The 19,913-nt window shown below is 53.0% G+C and carries 21 protein-coding genes; 6 read left to right on the top strand and 15 right to left on the bottom strand.

From position 1 onward, the window contains the following. Window positions 1–13: 13 nt before the first annotated feature. On the bottom strand, window positions 14–919 hold the full coding sequence (locus ABD851_RS01000; protein WP_344973889.1) for an SRPBCC domain-containing protein: 906 nt from the start codon (window positions 917–919) through the stop codon (window positions 14–16). 41 nt (window positions 920–960) lie between these two features. Further along, complete coding sequence (locus ABD851_RS00995) at window positions 961–1,329, bottom strand: ArsR/SmtB family transcription factor (RefSeq protein WP_344973886.1); 369 nt, start codon at window positions 1,327–1,329, stop codon at window positions 961–963. Between the two features lie 141 nt (window positions 1,330–1,470). Between ABD851_RS00995 and ABD851_RS00990 the strand changes: the two genes are divergently transcribed. Further along, window positions 1,471–2,328, top strand: coding sequence for an SDR family oxidoreductase (locus ABD851_RS00990; protein ID WP_344973883.1), 858 nt, complete (start codon window positions 1,471–1,473; stop codon window positions 2,326–2,328). A gap of 24 nt (window positions 2,329–2,352) precedes the next feature. On the opposite strand, the gene ABD851_RS00985 is transcribed toward ABD851_RS00990, so the two are convergent. Further along, complete coding sequence (locus ABD851_RS00985; protein WP_344973880.1) at window positions 2,353–4,599, bottom strand: GH92 family glycosyl hydrolase; 2,247 nt, start codon at window positions 4,597–4,599, stop codon at window positions 2,353–2,355. A gap of 424 nt (window positions 4,600–5,023) precedes the next feature. Between ABD851_RS00985 and ABD851_RS00980 the strand changes: the two genes are divergently transcribed. From ABD851_RS00980 to ABD851_RS00965, 4 genes are all read left to right on the top strand, one after another. Then, entirely contained in the window at window positions 5,024–5,929 is a 906-nt protein-coding gene (locus ABD851_RS00980; protein ID WP_344973877.1) for a LysR family transcriptional regulator, read from the top strand. A gap of 93 nt (window positions 5,930–6,022) precedes the next feature. Next, on the top strand, window positions 6,023–6,658 hold the full coding sequence (locus tag ABD851_RS00975) for a peroxiredoxin (RefSeq protein WP_344973874.1): 636 nt from the start codon (window positions 6,023–6,025) through the stop codon (window positions 6,656–6,658). 5 nt (window positions 6,659–6,663) lie between these two features. After that, a complete protein-coding gene (locus ABD851_RS00970) occupies window positions 6,664–8,484 on the top strand; it encodes an assimilatory sulfite reductase (NADPH) flavoprotein subunit (RefSeq protein WP_344973871.1) in 1,821 nt (606 codons plus the stop codon). A gap of 45 nt (window positions 8,485–8,529) precedes the next feature. Beyond that, window positions 8,530–10,206 (top strand): NADPH-dependent assimilatory sulfite reductase hemoprotein subunit, encoded by a 1,677-nt coding sequence (locus ABD851_RS00965; RefSeq protein ID WP_344973869.1) that lies wholly within the window; start codon window positions 8,530–8,532, stop codon window positions 10,204–10,206. 49 nt (window positions 10,207–10,255) lie between these two features. Here ABD851_RS00965 and ABD851_RS00960 read toward each other — a convergent pair whose 3' ends face one another. From ABD851_RS00960 to ABD851_RS00910, 11 genes are all read right to left on the bottom strand, one after another. Beyond that, complete coding sequence (locus ABD851_RS00960) at window positions 10,256–10,582, bottom strand: metal-sulfur cluster assembly factor (RefSeq protein ID WP_344973867.1); 327 nt, start codon at window positions 10,580–10,582, stop codon at window positions 10,256–10,258. Beyond that, on the bottom strand, window positions 10,563–11,846 hold the full coding sequence (locus tag ABD851_RS00955) for a hypothetical protein (protein ID WP_344973865.1): 1,284 nt from the start codon (window positions 11,844–11,846) through the stop codon (window positions 10,563–10,565). Before ABD851_RS00955 ends, ABD851_RS00960 begins: the two co-directional genes overlap by 20 nt. Window positions 11,847–11,857: 11 nt before the next feature. Then, window positions 11,858–12,223 (bottom strand): hypothetical protein, encoded by a 366-nt coding sequence (locus ABD851_RS00950; RefSeq protein WP_344973863.1) that lies wholly within the window; start codon window positions 12,221–12,223, stop codon window positions 11,858–11,860. A gap of 29 nt (window positions 12,224–12,252) precedes the next feature. Next, complete coding sequence (locus tag ABD851_RS00945) at window positions 12,253–12,738, bottom strand: hemerythrin domain-containing protein (protein ID WP_344973861.1); 486 nt, start codon at window positions 12,736–12,738, stop codon at window positions 12,253–12,255. 36 nt (window positions 12,739–12,774) lie between these two features. Next, window positions 12,775–13,719, bottom strand: a complete 945-nt coding sequence (gene ric / locus ABD851_RS00940; RefSeq protein WP_344973859.1) for an iron-sulfur cluster repair di-iron protein — start codon at window positions 13,717–13,719, stop codon at window positions 12,775–12,777. A gap of 1 nt (window position 13,720) precedes the next feature. Further along, complete coding sequence (locus ABD851_RS00935; protein WP_344973857.1) at window positions 13,721–14,215, bottom strand: hypothetical protein; 495 nt, start codon at window positions 14,213–14,215, stop codon at window positions 13,721–13,723. 14 nt (window positions 14,216–14,229) lie between these two features. Then, window positions 14,230–14,631, bottom strand: coding sequence for a cytochrome C (locus tag ABD851_RS00930; protein WP_344973855.1), 402 nt, complete (start codon window positions 14,629–14,631; stop codon window positions 14,230–14,232). Further along, the gene (locus tag ABD851_RS00925; protein ID WP_344973853.1) at window positions 14,632–14,892 is read right to left on the bottom strand and encodes a hypothetical protein; all 261 of its coding nucleotides are present in this window, start codon (window positions 14,890–14,892) and stop codon (window positions 14,632–14,634) included. It lies immediately after the preceding gene. 82 nt (window positions 14,893–14,974) lie between these two features. Further along, window positions 14,975–15,979 carry a cytochrome c gene (locus ABD851_RS00920; RefSeq protein WP_344973851.1) on the bottom strand — a complete coding sequence of 335 codons (1,005 nt, stop codon included), beginning with the start codon at window positions 15,977–15,979 and terminating at the stop codon, window positions 14,975–14,977. Between the two features lie 26 nt (window positions 15,980–16,005). Beyond that, a complete protein-coding gene (locus ABD851_RS00915; protein ID WP_344973849.1) occupies window positions 16,006–18,159 on the bottom strand; it encodes a cbb3-type cytochrome c oxidase subunit I in 2,154 nt (717 codons plus the stop codon). A 108-nt stretch (window positions 18,160–18,267) separates the two neighbouring features. Then, window positions 18,268–18,699: an RrF2 family transcriptional regulator gene (locus ABD851_RS00910; RefSeq protein ID WP_344973847.1), complete on the bottom strand. Its 432-nt coding sequence runs from the start codon at window positions 18,697–18,699 to the stop codon at window positions 18,268–18,270. A 374-nt stretch (window positions 18,700–19,073) separates the two neighbouring features. Here ABD851_RS00910 and ABD851_RS00905 point away from each other — a divergent pair, with 374 nt between their 5' ends. Then, a complete protein-coding gene (locus ABD851_RS00905) occupies window positions 19,074–19,538 on the top strand; it encodes a DinB family protein (RefSeq protein WP_344973845.1) in 465 nt (154 codons plus the stop codon). A 32-nt stretch (window positions 19,539–19,570) separates the two neighbouring features. On the opposite strand, the gene ABD851_RS00900 is transcribed toward ABD851_RS00905, so the two are convergent. After that, the gene (locus tag ABD851_RS00900) at window positions 19,571–19,795 is read right to left on the bottom strand and encodes a helix-turn-helix transcriptional regulator (RefSeq protein ID WP_344973843.1); all 225 of its coding nucleotides are present in this window, start codon (window positions 19,793–19,795) and stop codon (window positions 19,571–19,573) included. Between the last annotated feature and the right edge of the window lie 118 nt (window positions 19,796–19,913).

Raw genomic sequence — 19,913 nt, 5'->3', positions numbered from 1 at the left:
GAAGATACGATTTTCATTTTTGCGGCGGAAACTTGTCCGCGATCAGGTTCAGGTGAATACCATGCTCCAGAAAGGCCTTAAGGCCGTCCAGCACGGTGGTAAATCCACCGGTGGAGTCTCTGATGGCGGCGATCAGCTCATCCCCCTGCTTGTCGAACCCCCATTCCGTAACCTTTACCAAAGTGGCGTCGCCTTTATAGGGCTTAAAGGTAAACTCAACCATCCGGGCCGGCTCGTTCCATTCGAACAATATCTTCTCCCCGGGTAAAATCACTTTTGCCACTACCCGGGCGGAAACGCCATACATCTCCCATTCCCAGGTAACGTTTTTGTTTACCTCCAACCTGCCGCTTCCTTTGGTGAACCAGAAATTCGCGGTGATGCCGGGATCAACAAAAGCTTCGAAGACCTGAGCGGCCGGCTTTCGGATCAGCATCTGCGCCTCTGCACAGGGCGGGTTGCTATCCGCAGTAGCTTCGAGATAGTTTTTCAGGGAAGCGCCTATGATCTGTTGCCATCCTATGGCAAAATTTTCTTTCCCGAGCTCGGGAACATCGGCCGGGAAGGTATCCAGTCCTTCGTGGGTAAGCTTCAACCTGGTTTTATTGCCATCGGCAAATAATTCCCAGGTGACGAAAGAAACACCTTCATAACCCGCATAACGCCAGCTGTACTTCAGCTTTTTGCCGGGTATCACTTCCAGGACTTTACATTCATGCAGCCATTGCTTTTCATCCGGCCCGGCATAGAAGCTGAACTCAAATCCGGCTTCCGGCCTGAAAACCTCGAGATCAAAATACCATTGCTTCATCTGATCCTTGTCGGTGATGGCCTGCCAGACTTTCTCAGCCGGCGCATTCAAGATACGTTCAATGACAAAGGGGGCTTCCCGCCCGCCGGCGGACTGTGCGTTTTTCATCGGTCAAGCTTTTTTAATGACGGTCCGCCTGCAGCGGATTATCAGCGGTTCTTTTTTGAAATTTTTCTGTTTGCGATTTTGGTCTGTACCTTCTTTCCGGATCTTTGATCTGCCGCCAGAAAATCCTCAAGCGCATCTAATTTCTTCGTCCAGAATACCCGGTACCGCTCCGTCCAGTCCACCACTTCTTTCAGCTTATGCAGCTGCGCGTGACAATACCGTTCCCGTCCCCGCAGCTGTACGGCCACCAGGCCGCATTCGGTCAGTATCCTGATGTGCTTGGAAACCGCCGGTCTGCTGATATCAAAGTTCTCCGCAATGGCATTCAGGTTTAACGGCCGTTGCGACAGCATTCCTATGATCTCTCTGCGCGTCGGATCGGCAATGGCCTGAAAAACATCTCTTCTCATTTCTTTAACGTTCTGAAACCTTTCGGTTACAAATATAATGTAACCTTTCGGTTACGCAAAATTTTTTTAAGCCCCCATAATCTGTTACCTTCAGGCACCGGGATGACCGGGTTACCATCTCAACCATCAGAACGCGATATCATGACCAGGGTACTTGTAGCCGGAGCGACAGGATATTTAGGCAGCCATCTCTGCCGGGAGCTGAAAAAGCAACATTACTTCATCCGCGCCCTGGCCCGGAATACCAAAAAGCTGCAACAGCTGCATATTCCGGCGGATGAAGTCTTTAAAGGTGAAGCGACCGGCCCCGCAACCCTCTCCGGCTGCTGCGCCGGGATCGATGTGGTGATCTCCACCCTCGGCATTACCCGGCAGAAGGACGGGCTCACCTATATGGACGTGGACTATCAGGCCAACATGAACCTGCTCCGCGAAGCGCAGCAAGGCGGGGTAAAAAAGTTCGTCTTCATCTTTATCGCCAACGCAGAACGGCTGCAGCATCTGAAGATGATCAGGGCCAAGCAAAAATTTGCAACGGCGTTAAAAAGTTCCGGACTGGATTATTGCATTATACAGCCGAACGGATTTTTTGCGGATATGCGCGAATTTCTGACGATGGCGGAAAAGGGCAGGATATACCTGTTCGGTAAAGGAAATTTCAGGATCAATCCCATCCACGGAGCGGACCTGGCGGAAGCCTGCATAAGCGCCCTCGAAAAAAATGAAAAAGAAATAGCCATCGGCGGCCCGCAGATCCTGACCCATCGGGAGATAGCAGAGATGGCCTTCGCAGCGTTGAACAAAAAAGCCGCGATCACCTGCATCCCCGTCTGGGTAAAGACCATTGCTTTGGGGCTGCTGCACACTTTTACATCCGTAAAGATCTATGGCCCCGTCGAATTTCTGCTGACAGTGCTCACGATGGACATGCTGGCGCCGCCTTACGGCAGCCGGACGCTCGATGAATTTTTCCGGGAAGCTGCGGCGGGCGACGCCTGATCCGCAGAAATAAACTCAGACAGCTCAGTAAGGTGAAGGCGGCCGGTTACCGGGTAGTTTTCCGAAATCACGCGCAGGGCGGTCGCCCATAAATACCTTCAGTACCCCGCCCTTCATGATATCTTCGTAGCGCAGGAAATCTTTTTCGTATTTTTTTCCGTTCAGCTCCAGGCCGGTAATATACAGATTCTGCGGGCCGTTATGAACGGTTTCCACCGTGAATTTTTTGCCGTTGGCCAGATTCAACGTGGCTTTGTCAAACAGGGGGCTGCCGATCACATATACGCCGGAAGCGGGAAAGACAGGATAAAACCCCAGGGAGGAAAAAACGTACCAGGCAGACATCTGGCCGCAATCTTCGTTGCCGATGATGCCGTCGGGATCGTCGCGGTAGAAATCATGCATAATATACCGCACCGTTCTGGCGGTTTTCCACTGCTGTCCCGTATAGGCGTAAAGGTAGGCGATATGGTGACTGGGCTCGTTCCCGTGGGCATATTGACCGATGAGACCGGTCAGGTCCGCCAGGTCTTCGGTAGGGTCGGGCTTCAGGATAAAAAACGAATCCAGCCTTTTATTAAAGCGCTTTTCACCGCCCAGCAGCGAGACCAGCCCCTCCACATCCTGCGGGACAAGCCACAGGTACTGCCAGGCATCTCCTTCGGCATACACATTATTATTGCTTTTCAACGGGTTAAAATCCGCCATCCATTGCCCTCCGGACAATTTACCTTTGAAAAACCCGTCGGCAGGATCGAAGTACCGTTTATAACCGCCGGCCCTTTTCCTGAAATAGCTATAATCGCCGGATTTCCCCATCTTCCTGGCCATGAGGGCGATGCTGCCGTCGCTGACGGCATATTCCAATCCCTTGGCTACCGACCGTCGCTCGGCATCCTGTGGAATCGCCTGTAAGGCCTTTACATACTTCAGACCGAGCGGATCGGTCATGGCGGTCGACCTCACCGCTGCATAGGCCCGGGCAGGATCAAATCCGCCGATGTTTTTCAGATAGGCTTCCGCGATCACCTGCAGGCTGCTGATCCCTACCATGGTGCCGGTTTCGTTGCCCATCAGGTGCCAGATGGGCAGCTTGCCCTGCTGATCATCAATGGCCAGCATGGAATTCACCATATCGGCAACCCTTTTGGGCTGGGTAAGGATCAGCAGCGGATGCTCCGCCCGGTAAGTATCCCAGAGCGAGAAAACCGAATAGTTGGTAAACGCAGCTTTTTTATACACCTTTTTGTCTGTGCCGCGGTAGTCCCCGTTATGATCATTAAAAACGGCGGGGTCGATCATGGTATGGTAAAGCGCCGTATAGAAAACACGCTTATCGGAATCATTACGGGTCTGAATGGTGATCCGGGAAAGCTCTCTGTTCCATTGTGCATCGGCCTGCTTCGCCACCCCTTCAAAATCCCAGCCCGGGATCTCCGTCCGGATATTGGCGAGAGCATTTTCAGAACTGACGGGAGAGAGCCCGACTTTGAGCTCCAGTACAGCGGGAGCCTTGTCAAAACTGATCAGCCCTTTCACGGCCCGGCCTTTGCCTTCCTTTCCCCGAAGTCGCACAGTATCGTTATAGACTTCAAACTCCCGGACCGGGACAGAAGAGCGGATGGCAAAAAATATCCGCTGGTCCTTTGCCCAGCCCTTCGAAAAACGATATCCTTCCAGGGTATAGGCATCCAGCTGCTTTATATAGGTATCCGTAGCCTGATCGTTCAGCCCTTCCCTGAGATCGATGATCACATGGGCATTTTTGCCCGCAGGAAAATGATACCGGTGAAAGCCCACCCGCTCCGTGGCCGTCAGCTCGGCAAGGATATCGTAATCGTCCAGATGAACGGAATAGTAGCCGGGTCTTACCTTTTCCCGCCGGTGGGAATAGCGGGAGGCATAGCCGCTGCCGCGCACCTGCTCCTTTCCCTTACCGGTTTTCACCGGGCCGGTATAGGGCATGATCAGGATATCCCCCAGATCGCCGATGCCCGTGCCGCTCAGGTGGGTATGGGCAAAGCCGGTCAGGACGCTGTCCCCGTAATGATAACCCGAGCACCAGTCCCAACCTTTAAAAAAATTCTGGGGGCCCAGCTGCACCATGCCAAACGGAACACTGGCGCCGACAAATACGTGACCGTGGCCTCCGGAGCCGATAAGGGGATCCACATATGAGGTAAGCGATTGCGCTCCGGCGGATATTCCGGCTACCGCCAGCCATAGCGGAAGTAATGCAATACCCGACAGCCTTCTTACGGTTTTTGTCATTTTAAGCTGATCTGAATGGTTGTACTGTTGATTATAACTGGATTTACAGACGGGATAAAGGGTAATCCTCACCCAAATTTATCTCTTCTACGGTATACATGCAAAGATCCCGGCATTCTGCCTGCTTTATCATGAAGGACGGCATCACGGATATATCCTTGCGCTGAAGCACTCGGCATAAGCATTCCTTGATTGCTTGCATCTATTTTTTTCATGGTGTTCATGGGAGAATTTCATGGAATAATTACCCGGGGTGTCTTAATTTTGAGGGAGCAAACAACGCATCCGGCCAGTTCACTGAAAATAAGACTGTTCTTTCTTACAACAGGTTTGCATTCTGCCAATTGCATAGAAATGAGTGGTGATGTTTCAGTTACCCGCTGACGAAGAGTCAGGGAAGGAAGCGATTCATCCAAGGAGCGACATGGAAACGAGGTATCTCAGGCTTATAAAGGCAATTGTAGAAGAAGGCAATATCACCCGGGCCATTGACCAGCTGCATCTTTCACAAAGCGCGCTGAGCTACCAGCTGAAGGAGGCTGAGCTGCAGCTCGGGACGCCCATTTTCTTCAGAAGGAACAAGAAGCTGATCCTTACCCCGGCGGGAAAGCGGCTATATGCCACAGCCAACCTGGTATTAAAAGAGCTGGATGCGGCAGAAGCGGAGATCAGAAAAATGATGAACGGGGAAACGGGAGTGATCAAGATCAGCACCGAATGCTATACCAGCTATCACTGGTTGCCGCCGGTGCTGAAGAAATTCAAAAGCGCTTTCCCGAATGTAGAGGTAGAGATCGTCTTCGAGGCTACGCACCGGCCCATTGAAAAGCTGATGGACGGGAGTCTTGATCTTGCCATTACCAGCAATCCCGAACAAACAGACAAGATCGAGTATATCGAGCTTTTTACCGACGAAATGCTCGCTGTGGTATCGCAGCATCATCCCTGGGCAGGCCAGGAATATGTGAGCGCTGAGGATTTTGCAAATATCCCCCTCATTATACATTCCCTGCCGCTGGATACCGTATCGGTTTTCCGGTCCCTGCTCATACCCAAGGGGATTAATCCGAAGAAGCTGATCGTACTGCCCCTGACCGAGGCCTCCATTGAAATGGCAAAGGCCAATATGGGGGTGATCGTCATGGCCAACTGGGCTCTGAGGCCCTATATCACCGAGGAGATAAAGGCCATCAAGGTAACCAAGGAAGGCTTTTTCAGGAATCAGTTTATGGCGAGGATCAGGGAAAGGGAATATCCCGTATTCTTTGATTATTTCATCAAGTTCCTCCGGGAAGAGATCAATATAAGCCCGGACCCGGTCAGCGCCTGAGCCTGAAGAACGGAAGATGAGAAATGCTTATTATAAACCTATAAGTCCTATATATTAACAATAATAATTATCACACATCTTAAACCACACCACATGAGCTTACAAATCGGCGATACTGCTCCCGACTTCAGCGCAGTATCCACAGACGGCAACATCAACTTTCACGAATTTCTGGGAAACGGCTGGGGTATCTTTTTTTCACACCCTGCCGACTATACGCCTATCTGCACCACGGAACTCGGTCGCACAGCCCTGTTAAGAGACGAATTTGCAAAAAGAGGAACAAAGGTCATTTTTGTAAGCGTAGGCGATCTCGAATCCCACCACGGATGGATCAAGGACATCAACAAGACGCAAAACTGCACGGTAAACTTCCCCGTCATTGCGGATCCGGATCATAAGGTATCCGAACTGTACGGGATGATCCATCCCAATGCCTCCTCAACAGCGCCGGTCAGATCCGTATTTTTTATCGGTCCCGATAAAAAGATCAAGGCTGTGATCACCTATCCCGCTTCAACCGGAAGAAACTACACAGAGATACTCCGTGTGCTGGACTCCCTGCAGCTGACTTCGCAATACAGCGTGGGCACTCCCGTGGACTGGCAACCGGGGCAGGATGTTGTCATTGCCACTTCTGTCAAAGACGCCGATATACCCAAGACTTTCCCCAAAGGACACAGGACCGTGAATGAATATCTTCGTTACACCCCGCAGCCGGGCAATTGATCAAGATGGACTGGACAACAGGAATAGTAAAGGGGCCTTTTTCGGAAACACAGGGGAAGCAGCTCGTGGAGTCCCTGTCCGGCCTGAGCGCCGGACAGGCCCAATGGCTGTCCGGTTACTTTGCCGGGATAAGTCCATTGCTGGAAACCCCGCTGCCGGCGGAAAGACAAGATGAGACGGCACCGTCCACCGCTCCGGAAGCCAAGCCGGTATATATCCTTTACGGTACCCATACCGGTAACAGCGAGCGGCTGGCCGGGGAAGCCGCAAAGCGGATCAAGGCAGCGGGCAGGGCGGTAAAAGTATCCGACATGGACTCATTCAAGATAAAGGAGCTCTCGGATACAGACCAGCTGCTGATCATCGTCAGCACCGACGGGGACGGCGAACCGCCGGTCCAGGCGGAAGATTTTCTGCAGTACCTGCAAAGCAGCAAAGCGCGGAAGCTGGACCACCTGTCTTACAGCATACTGGCATTGGGAGACACATCATATACTTACTTCTGTAAGACCGGAAAGGATTTTGAAGAAGCCCTTGAAAAGTTAAATGCCAGCAGCATGGTGCCCCGGATCGATTGCGATGTGGACTTTGAGGACGATTATGAACGATGGATAAAGGAAGTGATCACCGCGTTGGGACAGTTGTCGGTAAGTCATAACGGCTTACTGATCGGCTTCCCCGGAGACAAGACTGCTCCTCAGGATGGCTCGCCCCGCTACGACCGGAAACACCCGTTCTCCGCTACCGTACTGCAGAAGATCAAGCTCAACGGGCGCGGCTCAACCAAAGAAACCTACCATCTGGAGCTCGATCTGGGCGATTCCGGTCTCCGGTATGAACCGGGAGACGCGCTGGGTATTTATGCGCTGAACTCCAACCGGCTGGTGGATGGGGCGCTGGGTCTTTTACAGGCCTCCGGAGAAGAGCTTGTTGAATCATACCGGGGCCCGAAAACGCTGAAGGATGCGCTTATGGAAGACTATGAGCTGACTCCTCTGACCGCCGTATCCCTCAGGCGCCATGCCGAGATTACCGGAAACAAGGAGATAAAAGAAATCCTGGCCGACGACGGCAGGCTGAAAAAGTATCTGCACGGACGGGATATCCTCGACTTCATTGCCGCTTATCCCGCTGACCTCAGCCCGGAAATATGGCTATCCCTGCTACGTAAAAATACGCCCCGGATGTATTCGATCGCATCCAGTCAGGGTATGGTCGGCGATGAAGTACACGTGCTGGTATCGGCAGTACGGTATTCCGCGCACGGCCGTTCCCGGGAAGGCCATTGCTCTTCTTTCCTGGCAGACAGGATACAGGAAGGGGACCAGGTGGGGATCTTTGTGGATCCCAACACCCGTTTCAGACTGCCGGCCGATCCCGACGCTCCTGTTATCATGGTGGGGCCGGGGACGGGGATAGCCCCTTACCGGGCCTTCATCCAGGAAAGGGCGTCGAGGGGAGACGAAGGTAAGTCCTGGCTTTTCTTCGGGGAACGGAACTTCACCACGGACTTCCTTTACCAGGCCGAATGGCTTCGTCATCTTAAAGAAGGAACGCTCACCCGGGCCAGTGTGGCCTTCTCGAGAGACCAGCGGGAGAAAGTCTATGTGCAGCACAAAATGCTGGAGCACGGGAAAGAGCTGTTCGACTGGCTGGAGAACGGCGCACATTTTTATGTCTGCGGGGACAGGGAACATATGGCCAAAGACGTGGACAAGAGCCTGAGCAGCATTATCCGGGAATACGGAGGGATGAGCCCGGAGAAAGCCGCAGCGTATATAAAGACCCTCCAGCATTCCGGCCGTTATCAAAGCGATGTGTATTAGCAGACAAAAGAACTACCCGTATTTTACTACAATCTGAATCGTCCGATGAATCAAGAAACATTTGCGGAGGAAGCGGTTTCCCCGGAAGAACACCTGAAAGAGAACAGTAACTATCTGAGAGGAAATATTGAGCAGGGATTGACGGATCCGCTGACCGGATCTTTAACTCCCGACGATATGAAGATCCTCAAGTTCCACGGCTCCTACCAGCAGCAGGACAGGGACCTCGAAAAGGAAAGGAAAAGGCAAAAGCTGGAGCCGCTGTACCAGTTCATGGTCCGGGTGCGCGCGGCCGGCGGCATTGTAACGGCTCCCCAGTGGCTCCTGCTGGATGAGCTGGCAGATCAATACGGCAACGGGACCCTGAAGCTGACCACCCGCCAGTCATTCCAGTTCCACGGCATCCTGAAAAAGGACCTGAAGGCCAGCTTTAAACTGATCAACGACGCTTTGCTCACCACCATTGCCGCATGCGGCGACGTGAACAGGAACGTGATGTGCAATCCCAATCCGTATCAATCTGCCGTCCACGAAGAAGCGTATGCCCATGCCGTCCGGCTAAGCGAATACTTCAAACCCCGCTCAAAGGCCTATTACGAGATATGGCTGGATCAGGAAAAAGTGATCAGCAGCCCCGAGCAGGAGCAGGAACCCCTGTACGGGCGCAGGTACCTCCCCCGGAAATTCAAGATCGGCATTGCGACGCCGCCCAATAACGACATTGACATCTTTGCGAGCGATCTGGGCTTTATCGTCATTGAAGAGGACGGAAAACTAAAGGGGTTCAATGTCTGTGCAGGCGGCGGCATGGGCGCTACCTTTGGCGACAGCAGCACTTATCCCCGCCTGGCCGATGTGATCGGCTTTATTGCTCCTGAAGAGATCATAGCCGTATCCGAAACGGTCATGGCCATTCAGCGCGATTTCGGGGACAGGCTGAACCGCAAAAACGCCCGCATAAAATATACGATCGACCGCAGGGGAATGGACTGGTTTGTGGCCGAATTGCAAAACCGGCTGGGCCGGGAGCTCCTACCCGCCGCCCCTTACCATTTTGACACCAACGGCGACCGGTACGGCTGGCTGCAGGGCATCAACGGAAAATGGTTCTACACGCTTTTTGTGGAAAACGGAAGGGTCAGAAACAACGGGAAACGGGCGCTAAAGGACGCTTTGCGCGAGATAGCCCGCATACACCGGGGCGATCTCCGGCTCACCGGCAATCAGAACCTGATCATCGGAAATGTGGAGGCGGCGGATAAAAACGCCATCGAAGACATCCTGAAGGCTTATCATATAGCGGACAGCGCCGCTTATACGGGACTGCGGCTCAGCTCCCTGGCCTGCGTGGCCCTGAATACCTGCGGGCTGGCCTTTGCAGAGGCAGAACGCTACCTGCCCTCGCTGATCGACAAGCTGGATATCCTCATGAAAGAGAACGGGCTTGAAAAAGAAGAGATCAATATCCGCATGACAGGCTGCCCCAACGGCTGCGCACGCTCGCGACTGGGAGAAATAGGACTTGTGGGCCGCACCGTCGGAAAGTACAACCTGTATCTGGGCGCCAGTCATAACGGGGACCGCCTGAATACTTTATATAAGGAAATGCTGGCCGAGGCGGATATCCTGCAGGAGCTGGGCGGCATACTGCAGCGCTTCTCCGGGGATAGGCTGGCAGGCGAACATTTCGGGGATTTCGTTCACCGGAAAAAGATTGTTTGAGGCCCGGCCGTTGTCAGCAGGGAAGGTCATCAGGTCCCTGATCTTACGGCTATATACCCAGTTCCTGCTTCCCCGCTTCGGTGATCATGGCAGGGCTCCAGGCCGGCTCCCATACGATCCTTATCTCTGCTTCCCGCTCCGGGAAGAGCGGACGCAGCACATTCCCCACACCCGATCTTATCGCCTCCCCCAGGGGACAATGCGGGGTGGAGAGCGTCATGATGATGATGATCTTCTCCTCTTCAAGAAAGCTGATGTCATAGACCAGACCGAGGTCTATGATGTTGATAAACAGCTCCGGGTCCATCACGCCGTGCAGCGCATGCAACGCCGTCATTTTCTGGCTGAAAAACGGGTCATGTATGTCCACTTTCATCAGTGTTGTTTTTGATACGGTGACTGAAAATTCTTGACACATTCCACATGTACAGGACAGCGACAATCAGCCACAGCCAAACGCCGGAGCGGATCAGCATCGCCCGGTCCGCAATTATCCCTGTTCCCAGCACGGCCAGGGAGAGGATGAAGCCGGTGAGCTGCCAGCGGACCAGGGAAGCACTGTACAGATCGCGGGGCAGGGGCGTCTTTATCTTTCCGTTAACCGCTTTGTAATGAAAATTCCATATGATAAAAGGCAGCGTCTTGAAGGTTTGACCCAGTATAAGGCCGCTGATCCATCCGCAAAAAAGCAAGAGACCATAGATGACCGTCCAGCGGCTATCGGTCAGGAAATATACAGCGGGGGCACAGGCTATGGCCAGCCATAAAAAAACAAAGGAAAAAAGGCTCTGCTTCATCGGAAGATCAACCGTCTTCCTCAACCTGCCACGAAAAGCGCTGTACAGATAATACATGAACAGGAAGATGCCGGCTGAAAAAACAGCGGCATACAGCATAACCCGCCAGCTGCTGCCATTGAAATAACTGTCCGCAAGAAAAAGGACCAGCCCTGTCTGCTGAAGAAGGAACGACCACTGCAGCCATTTCCCGGGACGGGGCTTACCCAGAAGAAACATCGGCAACAGCCGGCTGGCAATGCTGGTGATCAGCTGTAAAAACCATCCCGCGAGGCCGGCATGCGCATGTAAGGTCAGTATCTCCAGATGCGGTCTGCCGATAAACGGATAGGCGAGGTTTACAGCGAGTAATAACCCGATTGTGACGGTAAATAACAGCCAGGCGGCAGAGCTGAGCAGAAATAACCGCTGTATGTCCGGCTTATGAAAAATGCCGACAGTGCCGTAAAGATTGATGCAGTAGGACAAGACAGACAGCACGACAAGAATGCCGCCAGCGATCATCAACGGGCCTGTCCGGAAATACCAGAAACTGCCGATCAAAAGAACAGCCCCCGCCAGCAACAGCACGAACGACAACAACGCCAGGCGGGGACTGTACAGATCCCGCTCACAAACGACCGGCAGCAGCTGATAAGCCGCCCCAAAAATGATCATGGTGCCCCATCCGATCGCCGCGGTATGCACAATGGCCAGCAACCGCGGATCAAAGTAATTTCCCCGAAGGCTATCGCCCGAGAGCAGCAGCATTACCGCCATGGCCAAAAAGAATATCGTTCCCGCAGCAAAGAACGGCAACACCGCCCATACGGGCGGAGCTTTTCCGATGCGCACATTATCCATGACCTATACCTTCATTTTTTGTATATCAGCAGCCGTACATCCCCCGCTGCAACCTCCCATATGTGTATAGCGCAGCCTTTATCGCGCAGCGCCTCCAAAAGCCACGCCGGCTTTTTCCCGGTCTTATCATCAGATGTCTCTTCGTCGCCCTTCATAAGATAAAAACCCAACGGTCGCAGGACGGCGGCAATATCTTCCAGCGAGCAGCCGCCGATGTGGGCCGCTTCCGCCACGGTCACCCGGGAGGCCATGACCTTCCGGAGCACCGGGTTGCGCAGCTTCTCAAGCGGCCGGGACAGGGACGAGATCGCGGTTATGCTGTCCTTATCGGCCCTGATGATGCTGGATATCTTCGTATATGGATAAATGACGGTCATCTCAGAAAGCTTTTACGGCCGGAACTTTTTCACAACGTGGAGGGCCAGTTCCAGAAATCATCCCGGTATTCGTCTGCGGGTATCTCCTCGGGCATATGTTCACCGATGGATTGCAGCTTTGTCCTGCCCAGCTTCTTTTCAAGATGCGGGAACAGCTGCCGCTCCTCGAACCGCACATGATCGTTGATCGCGTCGGCCAGCAGGGAAAGTTTTTTTGAAACATCCCGGGCGGCAGGCTTCAGGATAACGGCAACCAGCTCGCCGATAAGCTTATGCTCGTTCAGGGCCCGCTGTACCATCCTGCTTCCCGACGGCACAAACAGGAGTTCCTCTTCGGTTTGGAAATGCGGCTGTAAGCATTTGACCCAGAAGTATTTCACATATCGGCGTATCCGTTCCCGGTCGACATCCTTCTTTATGCCTTGCCGTATTTTCCAGCAAAACAGCAGGCTGAAGTGATGTTCCTTTGAAAAATGCCGTATGTTTTCATCCCGTTTAATCGGTTTTTGTGTCATGATAAAAAGTTTGATGCTTCTTTATTATCCCCTGCATCAGGCAGGCCATGTTTCTTCCAGCTTCACCGCCTTTGGAAATAAAATATTGTTTTCAAGGTGAAGATGCTGGATCAGATCATCTTCAAATGCCTTCATCTGCTCAAAAAGATGGGCATAAGCATTACAGGCATCTGCCGGCAGGCTGTAATCGCTGGTGATCCGGCGGAAAAAGCGAAGATCGTCGCCCGAGGTGGTGTGCTCCTGCTCCATCATTTTTACGGCATTGCTTATCAGCCCCGGAGCGACAGCGCCTGCATTCCCGCCGGCGGCCATCCGCTTGATTTGCGGGAACAATACGCGTTCTTCCTTCACCATATGCTGCAGCAGATCATCCATAAAGAGATGAACCCGCTCAGACAGTATATTTAATTCAGGATGATGATCCCCGTGCCTCCGGCCTACTTTAAGCGCCAGCTCCGTTATGGCTTCGGCATTGTCCTTAACATAACGGTGATGGATATTGATAATATAATCAGCCAGGAAGCCGAGATCCCACCCGTCATAATCGTGCACGGGCCCGGAAGGCGCAGTCTTCTCCGCTTCTTTAAGGGCCGCCCGGAGCCGCTCCTCCGGTATACCGGCTTCGCTTACGGCCGCCTTAAGCGTCTTTTGCCCGCCGCAGCAATAATCGATTCCCATCTTTCTGAACACCTCGGCCTTCCGCCTGTCCCCGGCGGCAATCGCTCCTACGGTAACCTCACCCTCTTCCGCTTCATTTTTGGCGATCCTTATCCGCCACAGATCGGGACCGTTTTCGAGGTACTCCCAGCTAAAGATGTTGCCTCTTTCTCCCAACAATTGATAGTATAATGGCTTGGGATCATGGTCATTGGAAATACAGAACCCTTCTCCGGGCTCAAGCGCATCAAAATGACTGAATATAGTGGGGTGCTTGAGCCTCGGCTCAATTTGGGTCACATCCAGCGTTTGCGTGATAATCATATTAATCTGGTTTTATGGGTGAACTAACAGGTATGACGGTCTTCAGGTCTGCAAGATGGAAAGCGCGGAACAGTCCGGCGCCCAGGAACAGCAATGCAAGGGTCTTCAGCAGCTCGGCCGCCACGAAATAGATATGCAGCCGGGAGGGGGCAACCGGCTCTCCGCTGATGACGACGGCGGCCAGGGCGTCCAGACGGGGGAGCAGCCAGAAGGTTTCAAGAGCGAGCAGCAGCAATATCACGATATACAGCACAAGGTTCATCCGCGTCAGCAATCCCCTGTCTTCCCCGAACAGGAAGCAGGCCGTAAGCACGATCACAAACCCCCATTCCACCTTATTCAAAGCGGAGAAGACCAGCCTGCCGATCCCCAGTCCCACCGGGAGCGAAACGCCCGGCGCGCGGAATTTCAGCCAGGCTTCCATAAAGCTGATGGCGCAGGTAAATCCTATCCACATATAGATGCTCATCATGATGATCAGTCTGCTCCATTTCATGACCATGCTGATATTTAAATAGTGAAATAAGTAATAAGATAATACAGGGCCCAGCCGAAGAATCCGACCACCATGATCCAGACCCAGGAGGGAATGCCTTTGGGCGTTTCGCTGCCGACGATCACAAAGTTTTTCTGATCGCCCTTCCCGTATGCGTTGACCATCAGGGGAAGGACGCCGTCCACCACATCGTTCTCCCGGATGCCTTCCACTACAATGGCGGGTCCGTTCCGCACTACAAAGGGGATCTTCCGGATACCCTCTTTCCCGGAAGGATCCTTGCTGACGATCTTCAGCACATGATCGCCGTCGGGTAATTTGCGGGTATCCAGCTCAAGGGTGACCGGCGATACCAGCTTCGCCAAAGGCTTGCTTTCATCATCTATAAAAACAAATATGGTGCTTCTCTCCTCCATTTACGGATTGTTTAAAATGAAATTCTTGATGTGATCCTCTCCGCCCTCATCCGGCCGGATCATCCATTTTACCGAAAAGAAAAGCGTCGCCAGCACGATAGCCACCATGGCCCACACAATGAGATAATCCCATCGGCTTTCAGGGCCCGTCCCATGCGTAATACCCCTCAATGCCGCAGGTTGCCGGGTATCGCAGACCGGGCAGGTCATGGCAGCAGAAGCGGTCAGCAGCAGACACAGCAGAAAGAACAGTCGTTTCATCTGTTATTATTTTTTTCAGGTACGGTCAGATCGCGCCTCGCATCAACCCGTCCCTGTGTAATAAGCATTATCATGCCCGGCATTATTTATCTGCAGGCTTTAGCTTGACAAAATCCATGATCTTCTTTATCTCTTCGGGTGTCACCTGCTTGCCGTTATTCCCCCAGCTGCTGCGCTCATAATTGATCAGCGCAGCCACCTCGTTCTCGGTAAAATCCATATTGGTCCCTACCGGCGGCATCACCCCATACTCCGCTCTTGCATCGTAGCCATTCATAATGATCCCTACATAGGTTTCCAGATTATCTCCCAATACGACAGGACTTCCTTTCAGGGGCGGGAAGGCGCCCGGAAGGCCTTCCCCGTTCGCCTGGTGACAGCTCTGGCAGTTCGCGGTAAAGAGCTGCTGCCCGCCGGCCACAGCCGGTTGCTTGCCTTCCGTTTTTGCCGCTTCCTTTTTATACAAAAACCCTGGCGGCGGCATCCCATCCGGCAGCTTCACCTGCTTCAGCGACCGGAGATAGGCCACCAGGTAGAGCGCATCCCGGGTAGCCACCACCTTTCCTTCCTTCCCTTTCAGATACCCGGGGGGCACATTCACGACCACATCGGAAGAGTCAGGGCTTTTCTTGACCGTGAACAGCCAGGAATAAGCCGGCATGACCGACTCCTTCACCACGATGCGGGGGTTGAAGAGATGCACCAGGTTCCAGTCTTTGCTCGGCTGGCGGTTCCCCACATCGGTAAGATCCGGGCCCGTGCGTTCGGTGCCCATCAGGGTGGCCGTATTCCTCCAGAAATCTGTACGGTGTATGTCCGCGTAATCGGCAGCCAGGCTGGGCCGGGATCCCCATATTTTGTCCATATCCACATTGCGGACCTGCTGGGTGTGACAGGCTACGCAGCCGTTGGCCACGAATATCGCTTTCCCCCGGGCGGCATCCGGGCTCAATTCCGCGGCACCGGGCAGCGATGCGTTGCTGTTCTGGTTGTGGATCGCCGGGGCAATGGCTACCAGGACGGTCAGACCCACGAAGAACAGCGCGGCGGCAGTGAAAAGCTTTTTATGATTATCAAAAAATTCCATAGTGCATGCGACGATTTATGCATAAGTCAAACGGCGGCAGTCTTTTCCCCCAGTATCCGGATAGCCTGCTCTTTTATATCCGGGGACTCGCGGGCCGGCCACATCTTGTATATGTTGTACGCAAAAAAGAGATGAGAGATCCACATCAGGCTGCCGCCGATAGCCCGCCACAGCCAATAGGGGGCCATCAGCACGACGCCGTCGATAAAGGGTTTCCCCTGCAGCCATAAGAGGCCTTTCAGGGTGCTCCCGTACATGAGCGGAACCGTATAGAAAAGCAACCCGATAAGGGCCAGCCAGAAATGCGCTCCCACGGTGATCTGCGGCGCTTCCCTTCCGGTCAGCCTGGGCATAATGGCATACATGCCCGCCCAGAGGAAAAAGCTGATGATCCCGTACATCGTAAGATGGGAATGCGCCACTGTGAAATCCGTAAAATGCCAGATCAGGTTGGTGCTCCGGAAGGCTTCGGCCGTTCCCTGCATCGAACCGGTAAAATAGAAGACGATGCCGACCAGGAAGAAGGGAAGGGTATAGCTGCTCCCAACCTTGTACCATGCACCTTTAAAGGTCATCAGGAAGTTGGTGGTGCCGGCCACCACCGGGATGATCATCCCGCCGCTTCCCACGATGGCGACGGTTTGCAGCCACCAGGGGATGGCACTGAACACAAAGTGATGGGTACCGATAAGCGTATAAAAAAGTATCTGCGTCCAGAAGGCCAGGATACCGAGACTGTAAGAATAGATCGGCTTGTTCAGCTGCTGGGGCAGGAAGTAATAGACCAGGCCAAGGGTGAACAGCATGAACCACATGCCCACCCCCTGGTGCATGTAATAGCCCTGTACGATGGTTTCGCCCAGACCGTTCTGCCAGTAGGGCACATAGGCCACGGTGACGATCACCAGGGCAAAGATGAGCGCGGAAACGATATACCAGTTGGATATATAGATCTCTTTTGTCGTCCGCCGGGCGATCGTCTTTAAAAAATCAGACAGGCTCAGCACCAGGCCCAGGGCAAAGAGCAGCATCACGGGCCAGATGTATTCCCGGTATTCGCCGCCCCCGTTGTTGATACCTCCCATGAGGCAGAGCGACCCCAGCACCACTGCGGCGTTGATCAGGAACAGCGCGTACCACCCTCTTTTTATGCTGGCCAGCGCCGCATTGCTTACCCGGGGCACCACATAATACCCCAGACCCAGCATCCCGAGCGAAGCCCAGCCCCAGAACACCGCATTGGTATGCACCGGGCGCAGCCGACCGAAGCTCAGCCAGCTCAGATGGTCGGCATCCGGGGCGACGAACTTTATGCCCAGGTATTCCCCTACTGTGGTCCCGAAAAGAAGCCAGAAGACGGCGCAGCCGAAATATCCGAGGATGAGCCGCGACAATGCAGGATCTACGGCCGGGCGCGGCTGGGCCTTTTTCTTCAGTTCCACAAGCGGCAGGCCGGCCGGGGCATGCAGCTGCAGCAGCCCTTTATCGTCTTCCGCTTCACGGTTACCGGATAATTCGGCATGGGTCAGCCGGTAATCCAGCGCTGACTTCCGCTTTTCCAATGCAGCGGCCGTTTCCTCGGGGGGAAGCGACTCCAGGTAGCCGGCCAGCTGTTCTGCTTCTTCCTGGCGCTGTTTGTCTTTATACTGATGTATGACGCGGATGATCTTCACGGTCAGCAGAACGATACCGGTCAGGACCGGGATGAGCAGCAGGAAAATAGTGATCAGGATACCGGCTTCTCCCAGCAGGGGTCGACTGTCTGCCCCCTGTGCCATGACGCCGGAAACGGGCATCGCGGAAAAATCAACGGTCAGCAACAAAAAGGCAAGGACGGTCGCCGCTCTCGTCTTATTCCTGATCTGAGCGCGTTTGTAACGCAGCAATTGTTCGACCTGGTCGCTGTTCAAACGGGCAGTATGCTCTTTCAGTCTTTTTTCCCGTTCCTTTCCGGCCTGTCTCAGCATGGATCTCCTGAAACCGTTTATCTTCCATTTCAATGCCAGGGCCGCGCACAGCAAGATGAGGAGAAACAGCAATAAAAGCCAGGGCCAGGTGGCCGCATCCGCAAAAGAGAACCCGTAGGGCTGGGTCCGCTGTCTCGAGAAGGCGGGATTCGTCCCCAGCATACCGGCAACCGTCAGGAGGACGGTTATTTTTCCAAAAACATACCGTTTCATCTGTTGATATTCATTTTTATAGTGTCATCCGCCGGCCGGTAGATGACCATGCCCGGTTTTCCATAGCAGATAATAAGACCTTTTTATCTTTAATAGATATAAAAACTATCATCTTTTTAAGAACATCAGGTTTTTCTCCAGCTTTTCGGTGAATTCCCCAAGTTTCGCCTTTTCGAGCATGGCGTGCATTTCCCGCCTGATCTTTCCAAACTCGTGGTGTATGGGACAGGGATGCGTTTCAGAACATTGTTTTAAACCGAGTCCGCAACCCGAAAAAAGCTTATCGCCATCCACAACCCTTACAATATCCGCCAGGGAGTATTTCAGGGAATTTTTATCCAGATAGAACCCGCCGTTCGGCCCTTTCACCGAACCGACCAGCTGTTTCCTGCTCAGGTCCTGCAAGATCTTGGCGATGAAATGTACAGGAGAATCAATGCCTTTGGCGATCTCTTTTATGCCCACCTTATCACCGTCCCTGGATTTCTGCGCAATAAAAATCATGGCGCGGATGGCATACTCACAAGTCTTCGAAAACATTCACCCTTTTTTGTGGTTCTCAATCTTTTAACCGTATCTTAAACGACCCGGCTCCCGCATTTCACCCGACAAAGATAGCAGCATTCAAAATAAAAGACAAAAATATCTTTTATTGTCTGCTCCCTGCCGTTGCCATAGCGAAGCCGAAATAAATTCCTCAGGTATAACGAACAAGATCCGCTCAGTAAGGTGAGAGCGGCCGGGGCGGTCGCTCATCAATACTTTCAGGATCCCGGCCCGCTTTGGGATGAGCCAGAGTAATCAGTATTTTTTGGGGACAGACGGATATTTGCTTTCCTTTGTTATGGGTATTGCCCACCCTCAGGCATCAACAAAGGTGCAGGTGATCGAACATTCTGTCAAACGAGGTCCTTATGTATAATAATATCAGCAAGATAAGAGGGTTCCGACTTTTCCTGCTCCGTCACATCGATGATCTCAGCGCCGGTCAGCTGAATATCATCCCGCCCGGGCACAACAACAATATCATCTGGAACCTGGCGCATCTTACCGCCGTCGTGCAGATGATGTGCTATGAACGATCCGGCCTGCCGTTCACAATTGAAGGCAAATATGTTTCGCCTTACCTGTCCGGCACCCGCCCGGAAACATTTGTTGAGGAAGCGGAGATCAAAAACATCAGGGAGCTTTTTATCCGGTCGATAGACCGGCTGCAATCCGATTTTGATAAAAACATGTTCGGACGTTATACCCCCTCCGTGAGGATATCGGAGGTCTACGGATTTACGGTAACCAACATTCATGAAGCTATCGATTACCTGCTTTATCATGAAGGACTGCACAGCGGGTCTATCCTTTCGCTGAAGCACCTGGTATGAATATCTCCTGTTCCCTGCCGGCGTGACGGGGCCTAATGCTCTTTTTTCGTTTTACCGGACGCCAACAGCTCGCAGGCCTCTACGCCCAGCTCTTGCGCAATGTCAAAAAGCGTTTCCAGGGAAGGCTGCTGGTCGTTGGTGCACCATTTTGAGATGGTGCTTTTGTTCTTCCCCAGCTGTTCCGCAAGCCATAGATTGGTCTTACCCTTTTCAGCCAGGACGGCTTTGATGCGGTTGAGTATTCTTTCTTCTGCCATCTTATTAGCGCATTTCACGATTTAAATGACAAAATAAGAAACTTTGCGGATTTATTTTTGCAAGGAGAAGCTGTATAACAGCACTAAATAAACTTAAATAAGAATTATATCTCTCTTA

It is taken from the genome of Compostibacter hankyongensis (genome assembly GCF_039541075.1).
GTDB classification, from domain to species: domain Bacteria; phylum Bacteroidota; class Bacteroidia; order Chitinophagales; family Chitinophagaceae; genus Compostibacter; species Compostibacter hankyongensis.
The sequence above is the reverse complement of the archived record's forward strand: the minus strand, read 5'-3'. Positions and strand labels throughout refer to the sequence as shown.

Coding starts and splice junctions, on each gene's coding strand:
- ABD851_RS01000 (WP_344973889.1), bottom strand. CDS start 919: ATGAAAAACGCACAGTCCGCCGGCGGGCGGGAAGCCCCCTTTGTCATT.
- ABD851_RS00995 (WP_344973886.1), bottom strand. CDS start 1,329: ATGAGAAGAGATGTTTTTCAGGCCATTGCCGATCCGACGCGCAGAGAG.
- ABD851_RS00990 (WP_344973883.1), top strand. CDS start 1,471: ATGACCAGGGTACTTGTAGCCGGAGCGACAGGATATTTAGGCAGCCAT.
- ABD851_RS00985 (WP_344973880.1), bottom strand. CDS start 4,599: ATGACAAAAACCGTAAGAAGGCTGTCGGGTATTGCATTACTTCCGCTA.
- ABD851_RS00980 (WP_344973877.1), top strand. CDS start 5,024: ATGGAAACGAGGTATCTCAGGCTTATAAAGGCAATTGTAGAAGAAGGC.
- ABD851_RS00975 (WP_344973874.1), top strand. CDS start 6,023: ATGAGCTTACAAATCGGCGATACTGCTCCCGACTTCAGCGCAGTATCC.
- ABD851_RS00970 (WP_344973871.1), top strand. CDS start 6,664: ATGGACTGGACAACAGGAATAGTAAAGGGGCCTTTTTCGGAAACACAG.
- ABD851_RS00965 (WP_344973869.1), top strand. CDS start 8,530: ATGAATCAAGAAACATTTGCGGAGGAAGCGGTTTCCCCGGAAGAACAC.
- ABD851_RS00960 (WP_344973867.1), bottom strand. CDS start 10,582: ATGAAAGTGGACATACATGACCCGTTTTTCAGCCAGAAAATGACGGCG.
- ABD851_RS00955 (WP_344973865.1), bottom strand. CDS start 11,846: ATGGATAATGTGCGCATCGGAAAAGCTCCGCCCGTATGGGCGGTGTTG.
- ABD851_RS00950 (WP_344973863.1), bottom strand. CDS start 12,223: ATGACCGTCATTTATCCATATACGAAGATATCCAGCATCATCAGGGCC.
- ABD851_RS00945 (WP_344973861.1), bottom strand. CDS start 12,738: ATGACACAAAAACCGATTAAACGGGATGAAAACATACGGCATTTTTCA.
- ric (WP_344973859.1), bottom strand. CDS start 13,719: ATGATTATCACGCAAACGCTGGATGTGACCCAAATTGAGCCGAGGCTC.
- ABD851_RS00935 (WP_344973857.1), bottom strand. CDS start 14,215: ATGAAATGGAGCAGACTGATCATCATGATGAGCATCTATATGTGGATA.
- ABD851_RS00930 (WP_344973855.1), bottom strand. CDS start 14,631: ATGGAGGAGAGAAGCACCATATTTGTTTTTATAGATGATGAAAGCAAG.
- ABD851_RS00925 (WP_344973853.1), bottom strand. CDS start 14,892: ATGAAACGACTGTTCTTTCTGCTGTGTCTGCTGCTGACCGCTTCTGCT.
- ABD851_RS00920 (WP_344973851.1), bottom strand. CDS start 15,979: ATGGAATTTTTTGATAATCATAAAAAGCTTTTCACTGCCGCCGCGCTG.
- ABD851_RS00915 (WP_344973849.1), bottom strand. CDS start 18,159: ATGAAACGGTATGTTTTTGGAAAAATAACCGTCCTCCTGACGGTTGCC.
- ABD851_RS00910 (WP_344973847.1), bottom strand. CDS start 18,699: ATGTTTTCGAAGACTTGTGAGTATGCCATCCGCGCCATGATTTTTATT.
- ABD851_RS00905 (WP_344973845.1), top strand. CDS start 19,074: ATGTATAATAATATCAGCAAGATAAGAGGGTTCCGACTTTTCCTGCTC.
- ABD851_RS00900 (WP_344973843.1), bottom strand. CDS start 19,795: ATGGCAGAAGAAAGAATACTCAACCGCATCAAAGCCGTCCTGGCTGAA.